Below are 26,488 nucleotides of genomic sequence, written 5' to 3' on the forward strand. Positions count from 1 at the left end.
CGGCCTGCTCCGAAGATTTGTCGTGGCTTAGCCTAAAGCATCGACAAACAACGATGCTTGACCGAGCTGTCCACCCTTCAGCACGAGCTCAAGCCTACTGAAAGGCTCTTCGTGGCTGTGCGAGGCGCATATCGGTGCGCCCCGGCCCAAAGGATACTTCATTTCCAGCGCGTGGATCGGCAATGCTTCGAGAACGCGTCCCGATGTATCTCCACCAGCGACGACGAGCCGGGTCAGATCAAAACGGGACACGCAGGCGTGGGCCAACGATCCCAAAGCGCGACCGATGCTGTCCTGAGCCTCGTCGAACGTCATCCCGCTTTGCGCAGCGCGCTCTTTGAGCCTGCTGAAGTTGGGATCATCCACCGTCCGGGCGGCGTATACGATCACGCCCCGAGATTTTGCGAACCCCTCGGCAATCGCTTCTTCGACACGGGTCAATTCGGCGACGGCGGTTTTGCGATCGCTGGTCGCGATCACATCGAGCCGGATAGAGGCGAAGCCAGCGGCCTCGGCCGCGGCGATCTGTGCGGCAGTGACCGGTGAACAACTGCCCGAGAGCACAAGCAGCCGATCGACTGGTGGAGGTGAGGCGAATTCAGGCGGCTGCGCAGGGAGCAACCCCTGTTCGCGCCAGTGCGCGACCAAGGCGTATTGCAACCCGGAAGATGACGCCGAGAACAAACTGCGCTCGCTGTTCTCCCAGACAAGGCGACCGGCGATTGCCTGCGTTTGCGTGTCGGCGACGTCGATGAACGTCACTTGGTTGGCGTCACGCGCAGCCAATACCTTCGGGGCAGCTAGGCCCGATTGCATCTCACCAATGTCGATCGAACCAACGGGTGCATTCGTCTGCTGGGAGAGATGCAAACGCAGATCAGCTTCGTGCATCGGTGTGACCGGATGGCGCGACATGGTCGGGTGACGGTCGATGCGATGGGCGGTTCCGGCGGCGACGGCAAAAAGGTTGGAAAAGATCTGCCACCGCCCGAGTTGCGGTGCCCCCACGATGCAGGGCGACCAATCTGGCTCGAGAACGTCTCGGCCGATGTCGATGGCCTTACCGATCGATCCGATGCGGGCTGAGGAATCGAAGGTCGAACAGAATTTATATTGCAGGATACGCGGGTGGCGTGCCGCCAACGCGGCGAGTGCAGGGCGCAGATTGGCTTCCATCCACACTGGATCTTTCGAGCGGGCAACGCCGGCGATGCCAATGACGGGATAATCAGCGAACTCTGCAAGCGTTTCCTCGCTCGGCGTCCCGGCGAAGAGCACCGTCTTCAGGCCTGCAAGGGCAGTCACTTCCATGGCATCCGTGGAGCCGGTGAAGTCGTCGCCATAAAACGCCAGCAAAGTCCCATTTGGAAATGTTGGGGTCATTGGAATGTCTCCAGCGCCTGAGCAAGCGAGCGCGATGATCGCGCCGCAGTTTCTAGCGGAATGCCCGAGCGGGCTGCATCCCAAGCGAAGCGCAGCGCTTCGACGCCGGCACTTACGCCGCTTGGATGAGCAACGACGCCTCCACCGGCACAGTGGATGAGGTCTGCCGATCCGAGACGGCGCCACGTGTCGTGGGCTTGATGAACCGTTTGGCCAGAGCTGAATACGGGCATCACGGTCAGAGGGCGATCTTGGTACATGGGCGTCAAACAAGCCCGTGCAGAAGCAATGACGCTGTCGTCATCCTCCCAGAATTTGTTGCGAATGCCGTTGACGTGCATGTGATCAACGCCGGCAATCCGCCAGAACTTCTGCCAGGCGAGATACGAGAATCCATTGTCGGATGAGCGACCGAGATAGCCCCAGCCATTTCGATGTGCGTGGATGGGCAAGCTGCAGTGCTTGCGAAATGCCGAGAAGCCGGTGAGGCCAACGCTGTTCAGGCTCAGCATGACGCAGGTCCCGCCGAGAGCCTGGACCAGATCGTGCCGGCGGCGCATCTCATCCAGCTCGCCCGTCAGATTGGCAGCATACATCACCCGCCGGCCCGTGCGCTGGGCATGGCGGTCGATGACCTCCAGCACCGCGCGCGCCCGTTCGTCGAATGGGCATGACGGTCCGTCGGCCTGCAATTCATCGTCTTTGATGAAGTCGATGCCCCCCGCACAAAGCTCTTCTACGAGTTCAGCAGTCTCTTCGACACTTAGGCCAACCGAAGGCTTGATGATGGTGCCGATCAGTGGACCCTCGGCGACGCCGGAGAGGCGGCGAGTGCCAGCCACGCCAAATCCAGGTCCCGGATAGGCGTCGGCAAATACGCCTGGAACCGAGACGTCGAGAAGCTTGAGGCCGGCAACCTGCCTGAGTTCGAACAGGTTTCCGGCGACGGTGGCCAGCAGATTGGGAAGCGACGCGCCGACATTGGCTAACGGCCAGGACACAGTCAGCCGGTAAGTCTTGGGGCTGCCTTCTCCTGCCGAGCCGGGCAGGGAGGGGTTTCCCTCATCAGGAGCTTCTGCAATTTCTTCTACGCGCGCTGAAGAACGCTCGCGCAGTGCAACGCTCTCATTGGGCAGAGCGATGAACGTACCGCTTGATTGCTCGCCTGCGATCGCTTCTGCAACGGCCTGAACGTTGCCCTTGCTGCGCAGCAAATAGCTCGCCCTTATCCGCTCCCGGCTTTGATCGGGGATCATGCGGCCCGACCGGCTGTCGCCAGCCAAGTGTGGTAATCTTTCAGACCATCTCGAATGTCTGTGAATCGCGGCTCGAACTGAAGCTGGCGCTTGGCTTTCGAAATATCGAGCGGTGCCCCGCGCTGGAAAAAGAGGCCGTCGCCCAGACGCATGTCGGTCGGCCGGCCAACGATCTCGGCGACGTGCGCGACGATGTCACGATGGCTGACGGCAACCCCGGATGAAATGTTGAATGCGCCGTCCGCATCTTCAGGATTGGCATCGAGAAGGGCCACGATGCCGGCGGCCGTATCCCGCACGTGCGTCCAGTCCAGAGACTGATCCCCACCAGTCGGCACTTCGATCCCATGGAGCCCTTCCAGACCGCCGAACATCGCCTGGTAAAGCGTGTGCATACGAGACGGAAGTTTGCCGGGGCCGTAGACGAAATAGAGCCGCGCCTGGCGCACGTCGATGCCGTAGGTCACGCCATACTGATCTGCCAGAACTTCATTGGCGACCTTCGTGGCGCCATAGAGATCGCTCGCCATGAACGGCAGTTGCTCAGTCTGGCCGCCAGCTTGGGTTCCGTAAACTGCTCCCGAGCTGAGATTGATGAATTTTGGAACGCCGAGGATGCGACAGGCATCCAGGACATTCAGCATTCCCATGGTGTTGATCTGGATGTTGCGGAAGGGGCGAAGCTGAAACGTGGGGCCAGCAATCACCGCGACACCGAAGATGACCGCATCGATGCGGCCCTCGTAGGCCCGCATGCGTTCGAACACGGTGTGCGTATCGAGAACATCCACGTTCTCGAAGGTCAGGCGCTCGGATACCGCTTCGAGATAATCAAGCCCGAGGCCATCCAGACCCCGCGCGCCCAGGTCAAAGATGACGACGTCTTCGCCGCGCTGCGCGAGGTCGTGCGCAACCCACGATCCGACATGGCCGAGACCGCCAAACACCAAAATTGCCATTGATAAAGTCTCCGGAAGTAGGTCCTCCCGCTGCTATCGCAGCAGGAGATTGGGCAGGAACATGACCAGCCCGGGAATGAAGGTAATTGCGAGGAGCATCCCGAACAGCGGGATATAGAAGGGCATGATCTCGCGCACGAGTTCGCCATACGGGATGTTCGCCACTTTCTGCACCGTGAATAACACCGTTCCGACGGGTGGCGTGACCAATCCGATCATAAGATTGAAGATCATTGCGACACCGAAGTGGACTGGATCGATGCCATAACTGACGACCAGTGGGACCAAAATCGGCGTGAGCAGGAACAGCGCGGGGACAGAGTCGATGAAGCAACCGATGACCAGCACGAATATCATCAACAGGAAGAGCAGAAGGTACTTGCTCTCGATCGCACCGGACAGGAAGTCGATAATCTGGCTGGTCACCTGATAACGCGCCAGAACCCAGGCATAAAGCGCCGAGCCGGCGATGATGACCAGAAGGGCCGCAGTATCGACAGCCGTATCCCTGCAGATCACCCAGAATTCCCGGAGTGAAATCGTGCGGTACACCAGGAATGCGATGATCATGCAGTAACCGACGGCGATCACCGATGCCTCTGTCGGCGTGAAAATGCCCGAGAGGATGCCTACGATGATGATCACCGGCGTCATCATCGGCAGGAAGCCCGCGCCGATCGCGGCAATGATCTCTGACAGTTTGGCTCGCTTAGACACGGGATAACCCCGACGGTGCGACATGATGAAAACCAGCGCCATCAAAGACAGTCCCATCAAGATCCCTGGAATGATCGATCCAAGGAAGACGGCGGCGATCGATGTGTTGGCGAGCGCGCCATAGATGACGGCCGGTATCGACGGTGGGATGATCGGACCGATTGTTGCCGAGCTGGCAGTCACCGCAGCACTGAAGCCGCGATCGTAACCGTCTTTCTCCATGGCGCGCATCTGCACCGGGCCGAGCCCGCCAGCATCGGCAACGGCAGACCCCGACATGCCCGCAAAGATCATGCTGGAGAGAACATTTACGTGCCCAAGCCCGCCGCGCAGATGACCCACGAGTGAGCGGGCTACGTTGAAGACACGGTCGGATATGCCCGAGGCATTCATCAACCGGCCTATGAGAAGAAAGGCCGGAATAGCCAAAAGCGTGAAGCTGTTGACACCGTAAAGCGTGCGCTGCGCAAGCATCTCGTAAGGGATATTGTCGAAGCCGCGGTTGGACAAGAGCACCGCGACTGAGGCGCCGATCATGGCGAGACCGACGGGAACACCGACGATCATCAGCACGATCAGTGTGCCAAACAATGCGAGAAGGATGATCATGACGCGTGCGCCTCCGAAGATGTGCGACGGAAGGTTGCTACGACGTCTTTCGCAAGCAGCGTGATGTAGAGAGCCAGCCCGAGAGCCTGAACGCCGTAGAGCCAGGCCATTGTCACTGGAAGCGTGCTTGCAGCGACATTGCCGGTTTGGTTGATCATGCGCATCGCACCGAAGAGCACTGCGACGGCGATGGCGATGGTCAGCAGATAGCCGATTGCCTCAATTACGCTTCTGATGCGGGTGGACAGCATATCGAGCACCAGCGTGACGCGAATGTTCATGCCATAGCGCTCTGCTACGGCCAGACCCAGAAAGATTTGGGTGATGTAGAGATAACGTGACGCTTCGTCCGTCCACGGCACCCCAATCGCGAGAGCGTAACGTGAGACTACTTGAATGAGCATCACGGCCAGCATGCCGATGAACGCCAAGATCATGGCCGTCTCGACGACAGTCCAGAATGCACTTTTCGGAGGCGGCGCTGGATCCAACAGCGTATCCACGTCTGACATCGGTCCCATCCTTTGATTGAGCAAGGGAACGCGCCGCTCAGTTAGAGCGGCGCGCACAGCCGTTAGTCGATCTGAGACAGAACGTAGTCACGCACTTCCGGTGCGAATGTATCGGCAACACGACGGATAGCCGGCTCGGCTTTCGCGCGGAAAGCATCAACATCAGGCTCGGTCAGTTCCATGCCTGCGTCGACGAGTTGGTCGTAGACCTTGGCTTCATTGCCCTGGACAAGCTCATCGCCCCAGGCAATGGCTTCATCGATGGCCGCCTGAATCAGAACCCGATCGTCTTCTGACAGTCCCTCATAGAAGCCATTATTCATGAGCCAGTGGAAGAACGAGTAGACGTGTTCCGTCTGGTTCACATGGCTCTGAACTTCAAAGAGCTTGCCGTTGTAGATGAAGTCGACGGGGTTTTCCTGCATTTCGATCACGCCCGTTTGCAGGGACGTGTAAACTTCCGGCCAGGCGATCGGGCTCGGCAGCGCGCCGATCTCGCTCCAGATTTCAACCCAAGGGGTGATCTCCGGGATGCGCAAGCGGGCACCAGAAACATCGTCGGGGCTGAGCACCGGAACCTTGGAGGTCAGGTTCCGGGGATTGCGGATCGACAAACCGACGAGGCGAAGATTGCCGTTTGTTACGAGCGATTCCTGAACGGCGTCGCCGATCTCGCCTTCGTACACGCGTCTTGCGTCCGCGCTCGAGTTGAACACGAAAGGAAGATCGGAAGCTGCGTAGGGTGCTGCGTAGAGAGACATCGGCATTGAGCCGCCAAGTGCGATTTGGTACTCGCCGATGCTCGCGCCCTCAAGATGATCGCGCTCACCACCAACTTCCGTTCCAAGAAGAGTGACCGTGAACCGGCCCTCGGTACGCTCTTCGATCGTTTCCTTTAGCCGCTCCCCCACTTGAAACATTTCGTGCCCGGGATCGACGTGAAGCGCGATCGCGATGTCTTCCGCGAATGCAGGCGTGGTGAAAGCAGCACCGACCAGCAGTGCGGCCATGATGTGACGGGTCATTGTTCAACTCCTCCCAAAGTTCATGCGTCGGGGACGACGCACTGCCGTGCTGTGCAAGGCTGTCGAATGCTCCTCAATCGCGGCTCCCCACCTCCCGCGAAACTGGTCTGACCATCAGACCATCTGAACGGTTGCATTTGTTCTTCGGAAATGGTGGTGTTGTCAACAGAGGTCGGTCACGCCGATCAAAAGTCTCAGGAGAATTCCGTGGCAACTGATCAGTTGGAGACGGGACGCAAAGACGTGGATCGAACGATCAAGCGCCGCCGAATGCACGAAGACCTCGTGGACATGCTTGCAGCGGATATTCAGGAAGGCGTGTATGCACCTGGCGACTCGCTGCCATCCGAGCGGGCGCTCATGGATGAGTATGGCGTATCGCGTCTCACCGTTCGCGAGGCGACTGCTGCTTTGGAGGCGATGGGACTTATCGAAACGCGTCCGGGTACCCGCGCGCGTGTCTGCGCGCCGCAGCCGGAATTCTTGCTCGGCATGCTGTCGCAGGCTGCGACGTTCTATCTCCAGCAACCCGGCGGGCTCAGATCCTTCAGCGAGGTCCGTCAAATCGTCGAAGCAGGCGTCGCACGTCTGGCTGCGCCCACAGCGAGCGACGCCCAGATAAGAGCTCTCGAGGAGGCTCTATACGCCAATCGAGAGGCTATCGGAGACGCAGATTTGTTCGGACGAACCGATATCGCGTTCCATCAAAAGATCGCCGATATCGTCGATAACCCCATCATCAACGCATTTTTCACGGCGATCGACCGCTGGCTCCATGAAGTACGACACACGAGTCTGAAGATTGAGGGGCAAATGGACACCGCCTTTGCGGCCCATGAGCGCATCTTCAGGGCGATCAAGGAGCGTGACCCCGAAGCTGCCGAGCGTGAAATGTTGAACCATCTCCGCCAGCTTGCCAGCATATACCCGCCTGCGCCGGCGTCCGGGAAGAGCAGCTTGTAATCGGAATGATCTCGCCCAAAACGGATGGTTTTTCGCTCTCGCTGCGGCCGTTCGATTTTAGGATCAAACCGGCGCCGAAGAACAATCGCTTTAGTCGGTTTTGAGACCGATACCGAGAGTAGATCTGCGGCATTCATTTCGCCCGGAAGAACTAGGATTATCAGCCCCCGGCGTCTTCTGGCCGCCTATTAACGTCAGCGGTAGCTATCGGCAATCGGCGTGAATAGCGACGTTCTCGCTTCGCTGGGACGGCGGAGCAGTGCGGCGACTGTTCAACCAGTCCAAACCGAAGGCTGGAGTGCTTTGCCTTGACATCGGCTGGCCCAGTTGAGCATCCGTCCACCAGCGTCTGCTTTTGGGCTCATACTTCGAAGCGCCTATCGACCGGGATGGGGCGCAAAGCTAACGCTTAGACGTTGGCCCCGAATAGCTTGGGAATTGATTTCCCGTCCACCCCGTCAACGTCAGCTTTGCGCCCCTTTTTGGACGCTAAAAGGAAGCTCTCCTTCACCCAAAAGCGGACCTACCATTCTGAACTCAACGAAGAGCCAGGTTCTTCAACTCGGCAGATTCGTCTGAATGCCGGATCGGCTGACCGGGAGGCGAGCCATCTCGCCGGTCTCGGCGTCAGTGTTAGACTCGCTCGAAAGTAAGTCTTGCTCAGCGTCGTTGTTAAACGCCATTCGCAGCTTTATTTACCAGCGATCGTGGCAGCGAAATGCGCAACTACATCAACAACATCGGGCGCGATGGGAAGGTCAGGGTCTGCATATGTTGCAACGTTAGCTGCGACGTCTTCGGACGCTACAGTCTTGAGCACGTGATTGACGTCCGGAAGCAGAGAGAGCTTTGCGTCAGTCGCCGCGTGCGCCAGCATCCGTGCATCCTGTAAGCTAACCTGCAGGTCGCGTGTGCCTTGCAAAACCAGTATCGGAACTTGGACTTGCGCTGCAAGTTTCAGCGGGTCGTACGAGATCGCATCGATCAGGTAGCCCTGAACCTCAAGCCGAAAAAGTGGCTGAAGTTCGGAACTGAGCGCGCTCGGATCGACCCGTCTGCCGCGTTTCAGTTCCGCGAGTGCCAATTCCGCCTCCATCAGGAAAGGTGCATTGGCGGCGTTGGCGCGCAACTGCTCAAGAAGCACCGCATCCAATGGCCTGCCGATGCTTGCGATCAAAATCAGCCCACAGGCGTCTGTGAGACGTGTCATGGCAGCTAGGGCGACGAGTCCGCCTTCGCTGTGCCCAATCGGGATGACGCAGCGCGCACCAGAATTTGCGGGCAGCCGCTCTTGAATGGCTTCAATCCACGCTCGGAGGTCGTCGCCATAGGCTGCGATCGTCACATTGTTTGGGTCTTGGGCGGCACCTATGGATCCGAACATGCCACGCTTGTCGATGCGCACTGAAGCATACCCCTTAGCAGCTAGCTCCTCTGCAAGCAGTCTGTAGGGCGCCGCAGTAATACCGAGAGGCGAGTTGCCGTCACGATCGGTCGGACCCGATCCTGGCACGATCAAAAACACCGGCAGGTCCATGGAAAGCGGCACTTCGCCGGACGGGAGAGTCAAGGTCCCAGCGAGTGGCCCAGTTGGACCCGCCGCAGTCAGTTCTTCGTGTACAGACATTCTCATTCCCGCGTTCATACCGTCATTTGCTTGGGAGATGGCAAGAGCGGTCGCTGCGATGCAAACCAACAAAATGGACAACCGTGTGATCATCGTGACAGTGGATCGCTTGTGTTTATCCTCGCCATACTCTCGCCTACCGCAATATCGAAGTCGGTTCTTGCGCACCTTGAGGCTGCCAAAAACTTGCGTAGCGATGCTGCTGTCGACACCACACCGGATCTCGCTCAGCTAGCCGTTGCCGTCCTCAAGGTGGCGATCCTTGAGCACGAGTGTCAGGCCAACTGAGCAAGAGAGGTGTGTCACTTCCTAACGGGGAAGCTGGCCCGAATCTTTCCCCATCAACGGTGCGGACTGTTTAGCCGCAGAGAAAGGCGAAACAGTGCCATTGTTAGCCAATATCAGTCGACGGTCTGCCTCATGGCCGGCACTCGCGCCGATCAGGATCACGCCTGCAACGGTCCAAGCGCGCACGATCAGTCATCTCCTGAGCGTTCCTCGCAACCTCCTGCGTCAGTCGCATCCGCTCAAGCGAATCCCGCTGTGCGTTGTCCCGCCGTGCCTGTTGTTCCAGCATGCAGTTTGTATAAGCGCGAGACCCAAAGGGAGCCCCAAAGCTTTCGCAGGTGCCCGCGTCCCTGTACTGCCCTTCTTGCGCGGACACGCAGCCCGTTACAGCGAGGCCGATCAGGGCGATGGAGAAGATGGTTATCGCAGACCCACGATGTTTGGCGGAAGGGTGTCTAAGCATTCTGTTAATCTCCTTGTAAATTGAGGTTGGACGTTTTCTCGGCGGCACAAAGAGGGCGAAGCGGTGCCCCGAAAATCCGTCATCACGGCGCCAAGAAGCAGGCACACATTGCGGCAACATTGTCTGAGATCGAAAAATGCGCGCTGAACAGCCGAGTATGCTTTTTCAGCCATCACTACGCGCGCCATTCCTGCATCGCTGCGAGGCCGAGCGCCGACGCGATGACGATCATCCCGGTATGGAGGCAGTGCAGGGCGGCGCGGGGGTCAGACCGACCCTTCTTGTTGTTGGCGGAAAGAGAACACGACGAGAAGGCTGACCATGATCGAGACGGGCAGGGTCATGCGGACGTCATGCCCGTGCCCGAGTACCATCTCGCTCGAATAGACGCAGGAGTTGCATCAACAGTTTCCGGGCGGCCAGTCCTTGATCGAGGGGAAATCCAACCGGACGATCGTGCCTCCGGCGGGCGCCGCTGTGATGGTGACGCGGCCGCAATGGTGGTCCAAGACCTGCTTCACCAGATTGAGCCCAAGACCAGTACCTGAGGCCCGCGGCCTTAGCCGATAGAAGGGTTCAAGCACCCGTTCGTGTTCCTCTCCAGGTATGCCGGGTCCGTTGTCCTCCACTTCCACGGAGGAACCGTCGACCCGCACGATCACCTCGTCCCCGCCATGCTCGACAGCATTCTGAATGAGATTTGCGAGCGCGCGCTCTATCGAGCTCGGATTGCCCAGTATCACCCCAGGCTGCTCTACGACCACTCCGATTGCCTTGTTCACAGCGATCAGCAATGGTGCCTGATCCGCAGCGACGCTGCGGGCAAGCGCAACCAGGTCGATCCGGTCCCTTGGCGCGTCATTGTCCAGCCGATGAAGATCGAGCAATTGCTCCGACAGCGTTCCAAGCCGGGATAGGTCGAGCGAGAGCGCCCGCAGACTTTTGTCGCTCGTGGCATCGATCTTCATTCTCAAAATTGCGATTGGCGTGCGCAGCTCATGTGCGGCCGACGCGATGAAGCGGTTCTGACGATCATATCCGGCATCAAGGCGATCGAGAGCTTCATTGACAGCTCGGACGAGCGGGCCAATCTCCCGTGGAACTCTGTCCTCCGAAAGGCGGATGCCGCGACGCCCGACGTCGATCCGCGCTGCTTCTTCCGCAGTCTTGGTGATGCCGGCCAAAGCACGTCTGACGATCATTGGCGTCGCGACGATGGAGACCAGAGCCAGTGCGAGGAAAATCGCGGCTGCCACCATATTGGATGCCATTGTGATGAGCGCTGTGAAGGGGGTGACCCGCCCATGCGCAATAATCTTCATGTCGCCTAAGGGACCAGCAACCTGGCGGACGACGGCAGAAAGGGTGAAGGGCTCGAACTGCCCACGCATGTCTGCCGAGGACAGTTTGTCGAGATGGGGGATAAGGGGGGCGTACTCAGCAGGTACTTGCCCGAAGGTAACCAAATTGGTGTCGCTCAGCCTGGCAGCGAACCAAAGGTCTGGCGACTCCTCTTGAAGTTTCGCCAGTTCGGGTGTCACTTTCACCATCGGAACTCCAGCCGCATCCCGAACGATCGAGTTTGCGGCGACCTTTGTAACGGCTTCCTCGACATACATCCCATCGGGAGCCGAACTCACGATAAAGACGATGAAGCCAAGGGCGGCTGCCGCGACCGTCAGAAACTGGAGGATAAGTTGCCTGCTGATAAGGCGAAACTTCAATGATGGCTGACGGCGCTTCAATCCATTTCCCTGAGCAGATAGCCCACCCCTCTTACCGTATGGATCTCGACGCCAGCGCCTGAATCGCTGAGTTTTCGACGCAGGCGGGAGACATGAGAGTCGAGTATGTTCGACTGGATCGTATCGTCGAAGCCGTAGACCGCTTCCTCAATGGACTCGCGCAGGACAGCACGCCCGCGGCGGCGAAGCAGTGCTGTGAGCACCCTCACTTCTCGTCTCTGCAGGTTCAACCGCGTTCCGCGCACTCTCGCTTCGCCATGAGCCATATCGAACACGAGGTCACCGATAACAATCTCGTCTGCTGCAAGTGCATTCGGACGGCGACGGACAGCCCGAATGCGAGCGAACATTTCCTCCAGGTCGAACGGCTTCACCAGGTAATCGTCGGCACCATAGTCAAGCCCGGCTACCCGGTCGGTCAGTTCACCGCGCGCGCTTAACACGATGATCGGAACGCCCGGAGCGTCGATACGCAGTTGTGGAATGAGGCTTAGGCCGTCGCCGTCGGGCAGCGTGCGATCGAGCAGAACGAGATCGTGGACGCCAGACCGCGATGCTTCGCTGGCGAGAGACAATCCTGCCACCCAGTCGACGACGAACTGGTCGCGTTCAAGCGCGCCGCGTAAGGCTTTGGCGAATTCGGCCTCGTCTTCAACGAGAAGTACTCTCATTTTGCGTCCTCGATTGCTCACGTCCTCGCTGGAGCACATGCATGAGTCGATGCACGTGCTCCTTCACGGAGTTATCCAGCACCGTTCGTCTACGGAGCTGACACATTATGCAAATGGAAGAGGTGCGGATCTTTCCGAATGAACCTTGATCGGTCCATCTGACCGATCAAGATGTTGTGAAGCCTGAGACAGCCGCTGCAGGTTTGATGACCAGGCCGCCTGCGGTGATCGCTAGCGAGGGTGCTGGTGTCAGGTCAAGATCTATCTCATCATCACGAATTTAGGGGCCGTCGACCTCAAACTTCTCGTCATTCTCGACGTGCTGCTGGACGAAGCGCATGTCAGTCGCGCTGCGCGGAGGCTGAACCTGTCGCAGCCGGCGGTTTCGTCTGCGTTGCAGCGTTGCCGGCACCTTCTGGAGGACAAACTCCTAGACCGCGGACGCGGCACCATGCATCGCACTCCGCGTGTCGATGCCCTGCGTAGTCCACTAAAATCGCTGCTTGCGGGGGTGCAGGATCTGATCGATCCGGCGGAGGTTCCACTTGCTGAACTGCAGCGTGTCCTCAGAGTCACCGCGGCAGACCTGCCGATCGCTGTTATCGCAGAACCGCTTCTGGAGAATCTTGAGCGGATGGCGCCGCACGTCTCTGTCGTTTTCCAGCCCTGGCACGGCGCGGATGCAGCAGCTTCGGCGTTGCGAAACGGCGATTCGGACATTGCGATTTCGGTTTTCGATCGGGTCGAGGAGGAAATCGAACGACGCACACTGCTGGAAGAAACCTATGTCGTTGCGATGCGACGAGATCATCCTGCAGCCAGAGGCTTCGACCTCGATGCTTGGCTCGCCTGGCCGCATGTGGTCGTTTCCGGCCGAGGCGAGATGCGCACACCGCTCGATGCGCAACTGGCTGCCATAGGTCGTCAACGTCAGGTCGGGTTAGTGGTGCCAGCGTTCCAACTTGTTCCCGGCTTACTTGCTCGCACCTCTCTTCTTGGGCTCCTGCCGGCGCACAGCCTCCGCTGGCATCAACACGATGCTCTTATTGCGGTGACGCCGCCAATTCCCATTACGGGATTTCCTCTGCAGATCGCTTGGCATAGCCGGCAATCTGCCGACCGTGGATTGCGACACGTGATCTCGATGATTGAGACGTTGTTCGTGGAGATGGTTTGAGGCTGCTGTCGACAGCCAGGTTGCCGCAGCTGTAGCGCCAGACGCACAGCATACCTCGCCACAACGAACGTGGTCGCCACGCAAGCGCTTCTTGGTTGCCCGCGCCTCACCACCTTCAACTACGGCCGGTCACTTGAAGATCGGAGTAGGGCAGGGCAGACCATCCATTCCCGATCGAAATCCGCCGCTGGCAATTGGGGTGAGAGGGCCCACGGCCCAATTCCAATCGGCGAATTCAAACCAGCGCCGATTCATCTGGCCGATGCATCCAATGGGCTCCCTTTGCAGTGCTGGACAAATATCCGCGATTTCCGAGAGCCGCGATTGGATATGGATAGGTCCGCCGCACTCGTGAGAGACTGCTGCTGCGACTATTTTCCTTTCTCAATAAGGAATGCCAGTCTCGAAGCATCACCATCCAGAGCCGCGCGCCCCCGTTCCCAAAGCTCCGTGTCGATGCCCATGCGCTTGGACAACCAAGCGAGTGTCAGGCGTCGCACTGTTTCGAGCGCGTCGGGTATTTCAGCCTCGGTCTCCTTGGCATCAAGGCCCGCAATGCCTCCGAGGCCGTGGCCTACCCCAGCGATGGTCAAAAGGGCCTCAGCCCCGGGGGCGTCGCTGAAAGCGTCGGCATGCCATTCGGGTCCACGCAGCGTGAAGTGCGGGTTGTCGTCTGCCCCGCAGACCACCATGAGCGGCTTTCGGATCGTGCCGAAATCCACGTCGAAGAAGGGAAAACGAGCGGCGCTCTCAACCGTGAGATCGTCTCCACCCCGGCCCGGTGCGGCCAGCAGGACGCCTGCGCCGATGCGCGGGTCCGAGAAATCCTCATCCTGGAGCCGCGCGCCAAGCAAAAGAGCCGAGGTATGGCCTCCAAAGGAGTGCCCGGCCACGGCGATCCGGCTGCGGTCCAAGCGTCCCGCCACGGCCGGTGCCTGTCGCTCCACCTCGTCAAGGCGGTCAAGGACCGCTTGCATTTCGGCTACCCGTTCGCGCCAGTAGAATGGCGCTTCTGGCTGCCCGGGGCCGAGCCCGCCCAGACGAGAGCTCGCATGGGTCGGCTGGATGATTGCAAGTCCGCGTTCTGCCCAGAACTGGACCAACGGTGCGTAACCGTCCTTGGAGGGGATGTACTTCGACGGTCCGTATCCATGCGAAAACAGCAAGATGGGGAGGTCTCTTCCCGAGGCCGGCGCGGTCAGCCGGAGTTCCAAAACCGGACGGTTTGGCAGGCTCAACCGGATCGGCGTATAAGCTACGGTCAGTAGTGGTTCGGGTGTTGGCAGATGCAAAGCGAGGTTGATCAGTCGGTTCATTCCGTCTCCTTGAGCAGCCACGGCAGGCGACAGTGGCCGCCGCGGCCACCTTTGGGCAGCAGGCGTTAAGCTGCTGCGCTACCCGCATTCTGGAACAATGCATGCGCGTCGGGACCGGCAGGCAGCATCATCGGGGAGTCGACATCGGTAACCGCGCGCCAGACAGCATTCGACACGTCCAGAGCCGACGTCTTGTCCGTCGCATCCCGCAGCGACTGCAAATAGTCTTGCACGAATGCTCTGTAAGCCTCGGGCACATCCATACCCATCCGCGCCACAGCGTTCCGACCGAACGAAGTCTCCGGCGCGCTGCCAGGCAGCACGAGGCGGGCGCGCACGCCGAACTCGGCGGCTTCGATGGCGAAGCTTTCTGTGAAGGCGTTAATGGCAGCCTTGCTCGCCGAGTAGATCGACAGGGCAGGCAGCGGGCGCAACGTCACGCTGGAGCTGATGTTCACGATGACACCGCTTCGGCGCTGGCGCATTCCCGGCATGACTGCCCGTGACATAGCCATGGTGCCGAGCACGTTGATCTGGAAAAGCTCGCGTGCCTTGTCGATGTCCGCGCCTTCCAGCACGTTTAGCATACCGACGCCGGCATTGTTGACCAGCGCATCGATTCGACCCGTTTCGGAAAGCGCTGCCTCAATGCTCTCCGGCTTGGTTACGTCGAGCGAGACGATGCGGAGGTTGTCAGTGACTGGCAACCCCTCTGCTGAGGGCGATCGCATCGTCGCTATGACCTCCCAGCCTTCGTCCAGGAAACGTGCGGCGATGGCCTGTCCGAAGCCTGAAGAACAGCCTGTGATGAGGATACGGGGCATGGCTCTTTCCTTTTCTGTGAGACCGTGAGATAGACCCAGAGGTTCGGACTAGCCATGATGTAAAGTCCGTCATGATTCATCGAGAGTCCGAATGCATGCCCGAAGTCGCATCAGACCCGCTGGCTAGCGTCGTCGCTCTTCTCAAACCTCGACCGGACATCTCCAAGATGGTCGTGGCCGGAGGGCGCTGGCAGGTCGAACGCACCGACATGGCGAGCCCGTTCTATGCCGCCAATGTCGAGGGGTGCGCACACCTGGTCGTGGAGCGGCAAAAGCCGATCCTGCTGAGGGCAGGGGACTTCGTGATTGTACCGGAGCTCAACAGCTTCACGCTGACCAGCGAACTCCCGCCGCCACCTGGCGTTGTCAAGCGTCCGCTCGAGACTGGGCCGGGCATATTCCGCCTTGGGCCGGTCGACAGCCCCGTCGAGATGCGAGCCCTTGTAGGCCACTGCCGGTTCGACGCGCCCGACAAGGCACTTCTTCTCTCCGTGCTCCCGCAGATGATCCACGTCCGGGGGCAAGACCGGCTCACGGCACTTGTGATGATGATTTACGATGAGACAAGCGCCGAACGGCCCGCCCGTGCCATGGTTCTTGATCGACTGCTGGAGGTCCTGATGATCGAGGCATTACGGTCGGGTGCAAGCCCTGATCTTCCGCCTGGTCTTGTGCGTGGCCTGTCAGACCCCAGGCTTGGCGTCGCGCTGCATCGGATCCACAACGCAGGAGACAGCTCCATCACCGTGAAGGGTTTGGCACAGGAGGCCGGAATGTCCCGTTCGGCCTTCTTCGAACGGTTCAAGGCCACGCTTGGCTGCGCGCCCATGGAGTATGCAATACGTTGGCGAATGGCGGTTGCGCGCGACCTCCTGCTGCGCGGTGAACTGACCAACGCTGAAATTGCGCATCGGGTCGGCTATGGATCGGCCAGCGCGTTCGGCATGGCGTTCGTTCGCCATTGGGGCATGTCGCCCAGAGCGTTCATCGAAGGTCGCGCCAAGGATTAAGGCGTTCGAAAAATCTCTGCTGCCGCCCACCGGGTCGCACGGCTTCGACGGTTCAATTGCAGCCCGTCGGCCCCTGGAGGCAAATGCTCTCGCAGCGATGACGCGCAAACGAGTTTGGTCAACGCCGGCGAGCGGAACCCTTCAGTGCAGCAATAATTGCGACGGCTTCGCTGGCGAGTTGATCGCGCGTGGGGGTTACCCCCAGGACCACCATGCGCCAGTACAACGGGGCCGGAAGCAAGTCGAGCGCTAGGTCCCGATCGACGCCAGCATCCAACTCGCCCCGCCTGATCGCGCGGTCCAGAATGACCTGAGCTTGCTCTCGGCGGGCATGCGCTACCTGAGTGTTCAATTCCCGCATCGGAGCAGACCGCGCAGCTTCGGCATGAAGATCCGGCAGGATGCGACGGATTGTTGGGTGGCGAAAGACCACTCGCAGGCGGATTAGGAAAGTCAAAACGTCAGCTTCGAGACTTCCGTGGTCTTCTGGCATGGCTAGCTTCAGCCCGAGTGATGACACGGCTGCCGCTGCGAATTCATGGTGCGACGAGAAACGGCGATAGATTGCCGCTTTGCCTGCCCCGGCTCTGGCAGCCACGCGTTCAAGACTTATGGCAGCAAAGCCACGTTGCGCCCATTCTTCGAAGAATGCGCGGTAAAGAGTATCGGTCAATGCAGCGCTCTTCACAGCCGCTCCAGACGGCTTTCTTCTGGTTTTTAGGACGGAACGGTTGCGTTCCAACGAAGCGCCTCCTATATCGTCGATACGTTACCGTTCCGTCCATATGAGGTTTCATGATGTCTGACAAGTTCGATAGCTTCTCCGACCTGCTTCGCGGAGCATTGGGTGAACGGCTCGCCCCTGCGGACATCTTGCTCGACATGTTCACCGATGATGTTCTCTTCGAGTTTCCCTATGCGCCCGATGGGCTGCCCGGCCGACTGGAAGGGACACCGGCCCTTGCGGCTCATCTCGAGAAACTCGGTCCATTACTCACCTTTGGGCCGATGCACCTGGGCAATGTTCATGCCGTCGGCGAAACAGTGATCTTCGAGTTTTCTTGCACCGGTCAGGGTGTGAAAACGGGCGCTCCATACGATCAAGTCTATATTTCGGTCGTCACTCTGCGCGAAGGGCGCATCGCGCACTATCGTGACTATTGGAACCCGCTCGTCGTGCTGACGGCGTTGGGGGGTACGAACGCCGCCGCCGCCGCATATGCCGGTGCAGCCCAATGATGGTCGAGCGGGTCCTCATTACCGGTGGCAAAGGCAAGACTGGACGTCGCGTGGCGTCTCGCTTGAGTGCCGCTGGCATCAACGTCGACATCGGCACACGCACGCCAGACGGTCGCCAAGACAGGCGTTTCGATTGGTCAGATCCAACTTCTGCATCCGCCTTCGAGGGATGCGATGCGGTCTACCTTGTAGCGCCGACCGATCGCACGGACCACTTGGCAGTCATGCAACCTTTACTGGAGGCGGCGATGGCACGCGGCGTCCGGCGCTTCGTTCTGCTCAGCTCGTCGCTTCTGGAACCCGGCGGTCCCATGATGGGTGAGGTTCATGAATGGTTGGCAAAGAGCGCGCCGGATTGGGCCGTCCTGCGCCCGTCTTGGTTCATGCAGAATTTCTCTGAAGGGCCACACGCCGGGACGATTTGGGAAGAGGGGGCTATTTACACAGCCACCGGCGCCGGACGTGTTGGCTTCATCGACGCCGAAGACATCGCCGCCACGGCCGCAGCGTGCCTGACTGCCGCAACGCCACTCAACTCCGACGTTGTGCTGACGGGACCGGAGGCATTGAGTTACGACGATGCCGCAGCGATCATCGCTGCGGCTCTTGGTCGTCCAGTTCACCATGTATCGCTTGACCCGGCCTCTCTGACAGCGCGTCTGGTGTTGCAGGGATTACCGGCCAACTATGCCGAGACGCTCACGGCTTTGGACGCACACATCGCAGCAGGCGCTGAAGATTGCACGACTTCGGGCGTTGAACAGGTGACAGGGCGACGGCCCACGCCATTTCGCGCATTTGTGCAGCGCGTCCTCGAACGGTGGAAGTGACGCGCGAGGCCCCGGATCAAACCTTTGAGGGGATCTGGTCTTAGCCCTTCGACGCAGGCCGCAGCAGCCCGCCTCAATCATCTGTCTGTTGCGGGTGGCACGTCGCGAGCACCAGGCAAACGAGTTTCAATGACCGAAAAAGGATCGCAAGCGGTCGTTAAGAACAGCCTCAGCTTAATGGCAGCTTCTCGTGCGTCTTCACCCAAAATCGGACTGTCCGGAAACGGCCCCCAAATCGCCTTGGGAAATTATTTCCTCAATTTGATCCGCTGACCGTACGTCGACTACGGAAATGGGTTAGGTGACGGACTGCCCGCTTCTGTTGACGAGCATCGGTAAGCACACTGTGGCTCCGCACTACCCCACGATCTGCTTCGTTCACGATACCTCACTGTTCCTTTTGGCATATCACTATCAGATGTTGGCATCTGATCGATCGCCGCAGGACAGGAACAAGCGCCGGCAGAACCGCCTTTTGGAGCAATCCCTCAGATGAACGCTGCATTAGGGGAAGCCTCGGGGTCGTCGGTGGGCAACCTAATGGATGCCTCGAAACCGGACGATCCTCTGGACCTCGGCGATTTCAGGCTGAGCGAGGTGCCGATCCGATTCGCGATGGCTGCGACGATGGCAAGGCCTAGCCCGCTGCCATCGCTATTCGCGTTCGCTCGTTCGAAGCGTGCCGTCAGGCGGTCGAGCATTTCGCGCGGCACCACGGGACCATCGTTCGCGACAACGAGGTGGCCGTCCGCCGTCAGCGTCACCTCGACTGCCAAATTTTCCGCTCCGTGACGGAGAGCGTTTTCCACAAGGTTTCGGCACAAGATGGCGAAGGCGTCGGGGTCAAGGTCCGACATGACGGCTGCGTCGGGAAGGTTCAGGACGATGCGGCCAGGAGCGCCCGCGCGTCCTATATCGTCTACCACGACGCGTGCGACCGCCTTCAGGTCTGCGCTCCGGTCCATCCGCAGCCTCCCGCCTTCCGCCCGCGCGAGCTGCATGAGGCGTTCGGAGAGTCGGGTCAGACGTTTGAGTGTCGCCTCGATCTCAGTGGCACGAGCTTCGGTCGCCGGCTCGTGCGTCTCCGTTTTCAGCCGCTGCGCCTGGGCGATTGCGCCGGCCAACGGCGTTCTCAACTCGTGTGCCGCGTTCGCGGCAAAGCTGCGCTCGGCCTCGAACGCATCGCGCAGCCGGGCCAGAAGACCGTTGAGTGTCGCGGCCAGCGGACCAATCTCCGTCGGCAGATCGCTCGCGGGAACCTCCGACAAGTCACGGGCACTGCGCGCCTCCAGCCGAGCGCGGAACCGGCGCAGGGGATCCAGGCTGAAGCGGACCGCCAGGATGATGGCCGCAAGCGCGACCGGCAGGACGATCAGGAGCGGCAGGCCGAGCCCCATCTGGATCTCCCGCGCGACCGACGCGCGATGGGCCAGCGGCTCGGCCACGGTAATCCGGATCGTGTCCTGAAGCGCCGCGTCGCTGTAGAGCCGGTGGGTTGCGGTCTGCCGAAATCCCTGACCGTCCCAGGGTGGGAACACGGCAGGGTCGGCCGCGTGCGATTGCAGCAGGATGCGCCCCTCGACATCGCGCACGAGGTAGGTGAAGAATTCGTCGTGCTCCCGGATGGGCGCGAGCCGCTGCGTCACGCCCTGATCTTCCCGCCCGACGATATCGGTCACCGCAAGCGGCAGGATCCGTTCCGCAGTCTCCCGCAGGGCGCTGTCGAAGACCTCGTCCAGCTCGCCCCGGACGATCACGGCCGTTACCGTCGCCGCGAGCAGCCACAGCACCGTAAGCGCCAGGCCGAGCGACAGGCCGAGCCGGCCCTGAAGGCTCGCAGGCCATTTCATGATTTGCCGAGCCTGTAGCCCATGCCGCGCTCGGTCTCGATGACCGAAGCCCCGAGCTTCTTGCGCAGGCGGCTGACATGGACCTCGATGGTGTTGCTCTCCACCTCGGCATCGAAGGCGTAGAGCTTCTCCTCCAGCTGTGCCTTGGACAGCAGTTGACCGGGGCGTGCGAGGAAGGCGTCGAACAGCGCCCATTCCCGTGCCGTCAGTTGCACTGGTTTGCCGTCCCGGTGAACGCTGCGCGCCGCGAGGTCGATTTCAAGCGGCCCGTGGCTAACGATGGGGTTCGGGTTGCCGCTGTAGCGCCGGGCGACTGATCCGATCCGGGCGGAGAGCTCGGCCAGATCGAAAGGCTTCACGAGATAGTCGTCGGCGCCCGCGTTCAGCCCCTCGATCCGATCCGAAACTTGGTCGAGCGCGGTCAGGATGATGACCGGGGTCACGTCTCCGCGCGCGCGCAGGCTCTTCAGGAAGCCGATCCCGCGACCGTCCGGCAGCATCAGGTCGAGCAGGATCAGGTCATAGGACGCGGATTTCACAGCGTCGCCGGCCGCATCGAGGCGCATCACCCAATCGACCGACTGCCCATCGGCCGCGATCTGGTCGCGCACCGCCGCGCCAAGCACCGTGTCGTCCTCGATCAGCAGGATGCGCATGCTCGTTCCCGTCCTCTTCCGATGACCCTCCATGATCCGCCTGGCTGACACGAAGCTGAAGATGCGGGGTACGTCCCTTCAGGCTGCTGTCAGCTTCGCCGCGCATGAATTTCGTCAAGATGGCCGCATCGAGGAGTTTGGCCCATGAAGAAGACATTGACCATTTTCGGCTTTCTCGCGGTCTTCCCGGCTGGAGTCGCGCTGGCGGACGACGACTGCTTCGTGCCGATGGCCGACTGGCAGCCGCGCGACGCCGTCGCCCAGCTGGCCGAGGAGAACGGCTGGACGGTGCGCCGGATCAAGATCGACGACGGCTGCTACGAAATCGACGGCCGCGACGCCGAGGGGCGCCGGATCGAGGTGACCGTTCATCCGGCGACGCTCCAGGTGATCGAGTTCGAATACGAGGACGAGGACGACGACGATCGCCCCCGCCGGGATCGCGAGGGAGCCGACGATGACTGACGCAATCCCACACCAAGGGCCAGAGATGAGCACGGGGCCGAGCAGCAAGGTCCGTGTCTGGGATCCGCTGGTCCGCGTGTTCCATTGGGGCCTGGTCGCAGCCTTCGCGACCGCATGGCTGACTGCGGACGAGCTGCAACCTGTCCATGAGTTCGCAGGCTACACCGTCGCCGCACTTGTGGCCTTCCGGCTGGTCTGGGGCCTCGTCGGCAGTCGCTACGCGCGCTTCGCCCAATTCCTGAAAGGCCCCGGCGAGACGCTGGCCTATCTCGGAGACATGACCCGCGGACGCGAGCGGCGCTACCTCGGCCACAACCCGGCGGGCGCGGCGATGGTCGTGGCGCTGCTGGTTGCGCTGTCAGGGACGGCTTTCACCGGCTGGCTCATGGAGGACGAGGCCCGTCTGGCGATGCTTCCGTCCATGCCCGCCATCGTGGCGCCCGCCTGGGCCGACGACGACGGTGGCGAGCGCGAATATGGCGAGCGCGGTGAAGTCGAGGGCCCGCTGAAGGAGGTCCACGAGACGCTCGCCAACCTGATGCTGCTGCTTGCCGCGCTGCATGTGGGCGGCGTCGTGCTGGCCTCCTTCCGTCACCACGAAAATCTGGCGCGCGCCATGGTGACCGGCGACAAGCGCGGACCCGGTCCCGGCGACATCGCCTGACAGCACCCAACCCCACGGCCGACCGTCCCTTCGGCCCCGCCTGGCCTCGCCCTCACGGGCGGGGCCTTTTTTCGTCCGACGCTCTCTTCCTGACAGCAAGCTGAAGCGGGAATCGCGGACGCGTCAGGAAGCCCTCAGGTCGGATCTCCAGATTGTCCTCAGCAGATGACAAGGAGACCCTGCCATGAAGAAGACCCTGACACTTCTGGTCGCATCCACGGCACTGACCGCTGCGATCGGCGTCCCCGCCTGGAGTGCCATGCAAGCCCCAGCCGATGGCGTCCTTCGGCCCATTGCCGCGCTCTTCGATGATGCCTCGCAAGCCATGCCGCTCGTTCTCGCAAGCGACGATGACGACGACGACCGATGGCGGGACGGTTCGCGTCGCGGTCACGACGATGACGACGATGACGATGACTGCGACGACGATGATGACGACGACGATTGCCGCGGTGGCGCTCGCAATCCCGCGCCCGCCGGCACAACCGCCCCTCCGCAGAACGGTCTCTTCGGGAACGGCGCACCTCCGCAGGTTCAGGTGAACTGAACCGCTCTCGAGCCCCATCTCCGAACAAGGACCATCCCGATGAAATCGATTCTCGCAACGCTCGCGCTGACCACGGCGTTGACGATTCCCGGCCTCGCCATGGCAAGGCCGGTGACGCTCACCACGACCCTCAACAATTACGGCGGCGACGGGGCGTATCTCGCGCTCTACGTCACCGACGCCTCGGGCGCCTATGTCGGCAGTCTCTGGATGGCTGGAGGCAAGTCCAAGTACTACGAGCATCTGAGCGACTGGTACCGCGCCACCGGCGGCGACACCGCGCAGGTCAACGGCATCACCGGCGCCAGCGTCGACGCGGGCCGCACGCTCGAGATCACGCTCGACCTCGCCGACGCGCTCTTCGACGCGGGCTACACTCTCCACATCGACGCGGCCGTCGAGGACATGCGCGACAGCCCGAACGAGGTGGCCGTACCGCTCACGACCGATGGCGCGGGCACGCCGGTGACCGGGCGCCGGTACGTCGCCAGCTTCGCCTACGACATGTGAGGAGCGGGGCCATGATCCGCGCACTCCATCGCTGGCCGGGTCTTCTGGCCCTCGCGCTCGTCACCATCCTGAGCCTGAGCGGCGCGGCTCTGTCGGTCTTCCCTGCGGCCGAGCGCATCACCGCGCCGCAGGCGGAAGCCGGACTGACTGTCGCCGCTCTCGCGGACCGCATCCAAGCCGTCTATCCGGGCGTCGAGCAGATCCGCCGGTCGCCCTCAGGTCGGATCACCGCCTACTGGTTCGATCAGGGCGCGCCGGGCGCCGCCGTGATCGACCCGGCGACGGGCGAGGGCGTGGCCTCGGCCGACCCGAACCAGGCCGAACGCTGGCTGACCAACCTGCACCGGTCGCTGTTCCTCGGTGATGGCGGCCGCTTCGCCATGGCTGCAGGGGCCGCCGCCATGCTGATCCTCTCGCTCTCCGGGGCCGCCCTTGTCGTGCGGCGGGCTGGCGGTTGGCGGCACTGGTTCGCGCCCCTGCGCGGACCGCTCGCCGGGCGGCTGCACGCCGAGATCGCCCGGATTGCTGTCGTCGGCCTCGTCCTGTCCTCCACGACCGCCCTCTGGATGACGGCGTCTACCTTCGATCTTCTACCAGACGGAGGCTCCATGCCGGCCGTCCCCGCCGAGGTAAGCGGGGAGACGGGGTTCGCGCTCGATCAGATGATTACGTTGCGGCAGACGCCCGTCGCCGAGCTGCGCGAGCTGAGCTTTCCCTATCCCGGCGACGCGACGGACGTCTTCACGGTCAAGACGGACCGGGGCACGGGATATCTCGATCAGGGCGACGGCGCTCTCCTGGCCTGGGCCGACCTGACAGGATGGGAGCGCGTCTCGGAGACCATCTACATGCTGCACACCGGACAGGGGGCGGCGACGCTGGGGCTCGTGCTCGGGCTCATGGCGCTCGGCGTGCCCGCGATGGGCGCGACGGGTGTGGTGATCTGGCTCGCCGGGCGGCGCGGTCGACCGCGCATCCGGGGAAATCAGCCCGCCGGTCGCGCCAAGACGATTCTGCTCGTCGGCAGCGAGGGCGGCAGCACCTGGGGCTTCGCCGCGACCTTGCAGGCCGCACTTACAGAAGCCGGGCAGAGCGTCCATGTCGGCCCGATGTCGGGCTTCGCGCCGGAGCGATATGCGCGGGCGGAGCGGATCATCCTGCTCGCCGCGACCTATGGCGACGGGGCGGCGCCGGCCTCAGCGAAAGGCTTTCTCGACCGGCTGAACGCTTCCGACCGCGCGCCGAACATCCCTCTCGCGGTACTCGGCTTCGGCGACCGGAGCTTTCCGGCCTATTGTGCCTTCGCCAAGTCCGTCGCGGCAGCGGCGGAGGCGAAGGGCTGGCCCGAACTGCTGGCTCTCGACACCATCGACCGCCAGTCTCCGCAGGATTTCGCGCGTTGGGGCCGGGCGCTCGGAGACGTGCTCGGGATAAGACTCGAACTGTCGCACCGGCCTGTCCAGACGCAGACGACCACGCTGACCCTCGTCTCACGGCGCGACTACGGCGCCGAGGTGCAGGCGCCGACCACGATCCTGCGCTTCGCGCTTCCGCATGCCTCGCTCTGGCAACGTCTGCGCGGCGCCGGGTTCGCCCGGTTCCACGCGGGCGACCTGATCGGCATTCTGCCCGAAGGAGGCGCCGTCCCGCGGCTCTACTCTCTCGCCTCCGGACGCCGCGACAGCTTCATCGAGATCGTGGTCAAGAAACATCCCGGCGGCCTCTGCTCGGGTCAGCTCACGGCGTTGGAGCCGGGCGACACGGTGGCCGCCTTCCTCCGCCGCAATCCGGGTTTCCGTCCGGGCCGGAGCCGCGCGCCGCTGATCCTGATCGGGGCGGGCACGGGGATCGGACCGCTTGCGGGCTTCGTGCGCGGCAACGCCCGCCACAGGCCGATCCACCTCTTCTTCGGGATGCGCCATCCCGACAGCGACTTCTTCTACGGCGAGGAGCTGGTGACTTGGCAGGACGAGGGGCGTCTGACGCGGCTGGTCACGGCCGTCTCACGCGGGGCGCGTCCCCACTATGTCCAGGACGCGCTGCGCGGCGAGGCCACTCAGGTCGCGGAGCTCATCCGCAATGGGGCGCGCGTGATGGTCTGCGGCGGACGAGACATGGCAACTGGCGTGGCGGATGCGCTGGCCGAGATCCTCGCACCGGCCGGGCTGACGCCGGCGGTCCTGAAGGCGGAGGGGCGGTATGTCGAAGATGTCTACTGAGCGCGTTCGCATCGCCCTGAACGGACCGACCATGGGTACGCGCTGGTCGGCACTGTTCTTCGCGGAGCCGGACTTCGACCCGGCCCCGATCCGCGCGGCGCTGCAGGCGGCCGTGGAAGAGGTGGACGGACAGATGTCGACCTGGAACGCGGGCAGCGACCTGATGCGGCTCAACGCGGCGCCGGTGGGAGAATGGGTGGCGGTGCCCGCGCAACTGGCCGCGGTCCTGCGCCTCGGCCTCGAGATCGGGCGCGCCTCGGGCGGGGCGTTCGACATTGGCATGGGCGACGCGGTGACGGCCTGCGGCTTCGGGCCCGGGGACGCCGCGCCGGATGGCATCCGCGCCGCGATGACCGCCTCACGCCGCCCGGCACATGAGGCGCTGGAGATGGACGATGCCCGCGTGCGCAAGGCCGCATCCCTGAAACTCGACCTCAACGGTATCGCCAAAGGCTATGGCGTCGACCGGCTCGCCGAGACCCTGCGCGATCATGGGATTTCGGATGGACTCGTCGGGATCGATGGCGAAATGCGTGCAATGGGGCTCCGGCCGGACGGCGAGGCCTGGACCATCGCGGTCGAGGCGCCTGACGCCGAGCGCCGCACACCGCATTCGATCCTCGCGCTGCAGGATGCCGCCGTCGCCACCTCGGGCGACTACCGTCACTGGGTCGAGGTGCAGGGACGCCGCCTGTCGCACACGATGGACCCGCTGCGCGGCGCGCCGCTGATCGCGTCGCCGGCCTCGGTAACCGTCGTGGCTCGAACCTGTGCCGAAGCCGATGCGTGGGCGACGGCCCTCATGGTGCTTGGGCCGGACAAAGGCGCGGCGCTCGCAAGACGAAGCGGGCTCGACGCCCTGTTCCTCTTGCGCGATGATGATGCCAGCGCACGGGGCGTGGGAGTCGGACGACTATTTTCCGAAGAGCCAGCGGCAATCGCCTCAGCCGAGGGGAGATAGGC

The 26,488-nt window shown here is 61.9% G+C and carries 25 protein-coding genes; 11 read left to right on the plus strand and 14 right to left on the minus strand.

Going from position 1 to position 26,488, the window contains the following annotated elements; translation table 11 throughout:
• Nucleotides 1-27 precede the first annotated feature (27 nt).
• The 6 genes from QQL76_RS10600 to QQL76_RS10625 all read right to left on the minus strand — a co-directional run bounded on the left by QQL76_RS10600 (nt 28) and on the right by QQL76_RS10625 (nt 6,461).
• Nucleotides 28-1,383, minus strand: a complete 1,356-nt coding sequence (locus tag QQL76_RS10600) for a four-carbon acid sugar kinase family protein (protein WP_499207613.1) — start codon at nt 1,381-1,383, stop codon at nt 28-30.
• Entirely contained in the window at nt 1,380-2,639 is a 1,260-nt protein-coding gene (locus tag QQL76_RS10605) for a ribulose-bisphosphate carboxylase large subunit family protein (protein ID WP_499208352.1), read from the minus strand. Before QQL76_RS10605 ends, QQL76_RS10600 begins: the two co-directional genes overlap by 4 nt.
• Nucleotides 2,636-3,598: an NAD-dependent epimerase/dehydratase family protein gene (locus tag QQL76_RS10610; protein ID WP_499207614.1), complete on the minus strand. Its 963-nt coding sequence runs from the start codon at nt 3,596-3,598 to the stop codon at nt 2,636-2,638. The genes QQL76_RS10605 and QQL76_RS10610 overlap by 4 nt, the downstream gene beginning before the upstream one ends.
• A gap of 33 nt (nt 3,599-3,631) precedes the next feature.
• Nucleotides 3,632-4,924, minus strand: coding sequence for a TRAP transporter large permease (locus tag QQL76_RS10615; protein ID WP_126011276.1), 1,293 nt, complete (start codon nt 4,922-4,924; stop codon nt 3,632-3,634).
• Nucleotides 4,921-5,436 carry a TRAP transporter small permease gene (locus QQL76_RS10620; RefSeq protein ID WP_499207615.1) on the minus strand — a complete coding sequence of 172 codons (516 nt, stop codon included), beginning with the start codon at nt 5,434-5,436 and terminating at the stop codon, nt 4,921-4,923. The genes QQL76_RS10615 and QQL76_RS10620 overlap by 4 nt, the downstream gene beginning before the upstream one ends.
• A gap of 62 nt (nt 5,437-5,498) precedes the next feature.
• On the minus strand, nt 5,499-6,461 hold the full coding sequence (locus QQL76_RS10625; protein ID WP_126011272.1) for a TRAP transporter substrate-binding protein: 963 nt from the start codon (nt 6,459-6,461) through the stop codon (nt 5,499-5,501).
• A gap of 150 nt (nt 6,462-6,611) precedes the next feature.
• Between QQL76_RS10625 and QQL76_RS10630 the strand changes: the two genes are divergently transcribed.
• The gene (locus QQL76_RS10630; protein WP_126011270.1) at nt 6,612-7,424 is read left to right on the plus strand and encodes an FCD domain-containing protein; all 813 of its coding nucleotides are present in this window, start codon (nt 6,612-6,614) and stop codon (nt 7,422-7,424) included.
• 691 nt (nt 7,425-8,115) lie between these two features.
• On the opposite strand, the gene QQL76_RS10635 is transcribed toward QQL76_RS10630, so the two are convergent.
• The 3 genes from QQL76_RS10635 to QQL76_RS10645 all read right to left on the minus strand — a co-directional run bounded on the left by QQL76_RS10635 (nt 8,116) and on the right by QQL76_RS10645 (nt 12,218).
• The gene (locus QQL76_RS10635) at nt 8,116-8,961 is read right to left on the minus strand and encodes an alpha/beta hydrolase (RefSeq protein WP_245451344.1); all 846 of its coding nucleotides are present in this window, start codon (nt 8,959-8,961) and stop codon (nt 8,116-8,118) included.
• A 1,242-nt stretch (nt 8,962-10,203) separates the two neighbouring features.
• Entirely contained in the window at nt 10,204-11,547 is a 1,344-nt protein-coding gene (locus tag QQL76_RS10640; protein WP_499207616.1) for a sensor histidine kinase, read from the minus strand.
• Nucleotides 11,544-12,218, minus strand: a complete 675-nt coding sequence (locus QQL76_RS10645) for a response regulator transcription factor (protein WP_499207617.1) — start codon at nt 12,216-12,218, stop codon at nt 11,544-11,546. The genes QQL76_RS10640 and QQL76_RS10645 overlap by 4 nt, the downstream gene beginning before the upstream one ends.
• Before the next feature lie 271 nt (nt 12,219-12,489).
• On the opposite strand from QQL76_RS10645, the gene QQL76_RS10650 reads away from it, so the two are divergent.
• Nucleotides 12,490-13,395, plus strand: coding sequence for a LysR family transcriptional regulator (locus QQL76_RS10650; protein WP_499208353.1), 906 nt, complete (start codon nt 12,490-12,492; stop codon nt 13,393-13,395).
• A 371-nt stretch (nt 13,396-13,766) separates the two neighbouring features.
• On the opposite strand, the gene QQL76_RS10655 is transcribed toward QQL76_RS10650, so the two are convergent.
• A complete protein-coding gene (locus QQL76_RS10655; protein WP_499207618.1) occupies nt 13,767-14,711 on the minus strand; it encodes an alpha/beta hydrolase family protein in 945 nt (314 codons plus the stop codon).
• Between the two features lie 65 nt (nt 14,712-14,776).
• A complete protein-coding gene (locus QQL76_RS10660; protein WP_499207619.1) occupies nt 14,777-15,535 on the minus strand; it encodes an SDR family oxidoreductase in 759 nt (252 codons plus the stop codon).
• A 95-nt stretch (nt 15,536-15,630) separates the two neighbouring features.
• Here QQL76_RS10660 and QQL76_RS10665 point away from each other — a divergent pair, with 95 nt between their 5' ends.
• The gene (locus QQL76_RS10665) at nt 15,631-16,545 is read left to right on the plus strand and encodes an AraC family transcriptional regulator (RefSeq protein ID WP_499207620.1); all 915 of its coding nucleotides are present in this window, start codon (nt 15,631-15,633) and stop codon (nt 16,543-16,545) included.
• Nucleotides 16,546-16,663: 118 nt separating this feature from the next.
• Here QQL76_RS10665 and QQL76_RS10670 read toward each other — a convergent pair whose 3' ends face one another.
• Nucleotides 16,664-17,218, minus strand: a complete 555-nt coding sequence (locus QQL76_RS10670) for a TetR-like C-terminal domain-containing protein (protein WP_499207621.1) — start codon at nt 17,216-17,218, stop codon at nt 16,664-16,666.
• Between the two features lie 125 nt (nt 17,219-17,343).
• Here QQL76_RS10670 and QQL76_RS10675 point away from each other — a divergent pair, with 125 nt between their 5' ends.
• Nucleotides 17,344-17,784, plus strand: coding sequence for a nuclear transport factor 2 family protein (locus QQL76_RS10675; protein ID WP_499207622.1), 441 nt, complete (start codon nt 17,344-17,346; stop codon nt 17,782-17,784).
• Entirely contained in the window at nt 17,781-18,614 is an 834-nt protein-coding gene (locus tag QQL76_RS10680) for an NAD(P)H-binding protein (RefSeq protein ID WP_499207623.1), read from the plus strand. Before QQL76_RS10675 ends, QQL76_RS10680 begins: the two co-directional genes overlap by 4 nt.
• A 488-nt stretch (nt 18,615-19,102) precedes the next feature.
• Here QQL76_RS10680 and QQL76_RS10685 read toward each other — a convergent pair whose 3' ends face one another.
• Nucleotides 19,103-20,464 carry a sensor histidine kinase family protein gene (locus tag QQL76_RS10685; RefSeq protein ID WP_499207624.1) on the minus strand — a complete coding sequence of 454 codons (1,362 nt, stop codon included), beginning with the start codon at nt 20,462-20,464 and terminating at the stop codon, nt 19,103-19,105.
• Entirely contained in the window at nt 20,461-21,120 is a 660-nt protein-coding gene (locus QQL76_RS10690) for a response regulator transcription factor (protein WP_499207625.1), read from the minus strand. Before QQL76_RS10690 ends, QQL76_RS10685 begins: the two co-directional genes overlap by 4 nt.
• Before the next feature lie 144 nt (nt 21,121-21,264).
• Between QQL76_RS10690 and QQL76_RS10695 the strand changes: the two genes are divergently transcribed.
• From QQL76_RS10695 to QQL76_RS10720, 6 genes are all read left to right on the plus strand, one after another.
• Nucleotides 21,265-21,585, plus strand: a complete 321-nt coding sequence (locus tag QQL76_RS10695; RefSeq protein ID WP_499207626.1) for a PepSY domain-containing protein — start codon at nt 21,265-21,267, stop codon at nt 21,583-21,585.
• A complete protein-coding gene (locus QQL76_RS10700) occupies nt 21,578-22,249 on the plus strand; it encodes a cytochrome b/b6 domain-containing protein (protein WP_499207627.1) in 672 nt (223 codons plus the stop codon). Before QQL76_RS10695 ends, QQL76_RS10700 begins: the two co-directional genes overlap by 8 nt.
• A 184-nt stretch (nt 22,250-22,433) precedes the next feature.
• A complete protein-coding gene (locus tag QQL76_RS10705) occupies nt 22,434-22,796 on the plus strand; it encodes a hypothetical protein (RefSeq protein WP_499207628.1) in 363 nt (120 codons plus the stop codon).
• 39 nt (nt 22,797-22,835) lie between these two features.
• Nucleotides 22,836-23,306, plus strand: a complete 471-nt coding sequence (locus QQL76_RS10710) for a DUF2271 domain-containing protein (protein ID WP_499207629.1) — start codon at nt 22,836-22,838, stop codon at nt 23,304-23,306.
• Nucleotides 23,307-23,317: 11 nt separating this feature from the next.
• The gene (locus tag QQL76_RS10715) at nt 23,318-25,525 is read left to right on the plus strand and encodes a PepSY domain-containing protein (RefSeq protein WP_499207630.1); all 2,208 of its coding nucleotides are present in this window, start codon (nt 23,318-23,320) and stop codon (nt 25,523-25,525) included.
• On the plus strand, nt 25,506-26,486 hold the full coding sequence (locus QQL76_RS10720; protein WP_499207631.1) for an FAD:protein FMN transferase: 981 nt from the start codon (nt 25,506-25,508) through the stop codon (nt 26,484-26,486). The genes QQL76_RS10715 and QQL76_RS10720 overlap by 20 nt, the downstream gene beginning before the upstream one ends.
• Nucleotides 26,487-26,488 lie beyond the last annotated feature (2 nt).

Origin of the sequence: Rhizobium albus (assembly GCA_030160035.1) — a bacterium.
Classification (GTDB): Bacteria; Pseudomonadota; Alphaproteobacteria; order Rhizobiales; family Rhizobiaceae; genus Georhizobium; species Georhizobium albus.